1 protein-coding gene is annotated in these 647 nt (G+C 46.5%); it reads left to right on the top strand.

From position 1 onward, the window contains the following. A partial coding sequence (locus tag WEIDD23_RS12115; protein ID WP_242865529.1) for a PTS sugar transporter subunit IIB occupies window positions 1-613 on the top strand: 613 nt, incomplete at its 5' end. Window positions 614-647 lie beyond the last annotated feature (34 nt).

Below are 647 nucleotides of genomic sequence, written 5' to 3'. Positions count from 1 at the left end.
GCGACGGTGTAAGTCATTGCCTGAAGCAGCGGAAACGGTGGCAGCTGATACGCAAGTAGCAGCTGAAGATGCGCCGGTCGCAGCACCAGTTGGTGATATTAACGAGGTTAAGCACAGTGGTGAGCGCACAATTGATGTTCGCTTAGCCCGTATCGATTCACGTTTGTTGCACGGTCAAGTGGCAACGGCGTGGACAAAGTCAGTTCAACCAAACCGCATTATTGTCGTATCAGACGGTGTGGCAAAGGATGAATTGCGTAAGACATTGTTGGTGCAAGCAGCACCAGTTGGTGTCAAAGTTAGTGTTGTCCCAATTCAAAAGTTGATTGACGTGTGGGATGACCCACGTTTTGCGGCAGTAAAGGCCATCCTTTTGTTTGAAACACCACAAGATGTTGCGAAAGCAGTGGAAGGTGGCGTTAAGTTGGACAAGGTTAACATCGGTTCAATGTCTCACTCAGAGGGAAAGCGCATGGTCACAAACGCAGTTGCGGTTGATGATGCGGACGTGAAGACACTTGAATACTTGCGTGATCAAGGCATTTCTTTCGATGTTCGAAAGGTGCCAAGTGACCAAAGTAAGGACATCTTCGACTTGTTGAAGAAGTCATAATTATATTTCATGTTACTTTATTGCTAAGAAATTA

The sequence above is a fragment of the Weissella sp. DD23 genome (assembly GCF_001579105.1).
GTDB lineage: Bacteria > Bacillota > Bacilli > Lactobacillales > Lactobacillaceae > Weissella > Weissella cibaria.
This window is presented reverse-complemented; position numbering and strand designations above follow the sequence as displayed.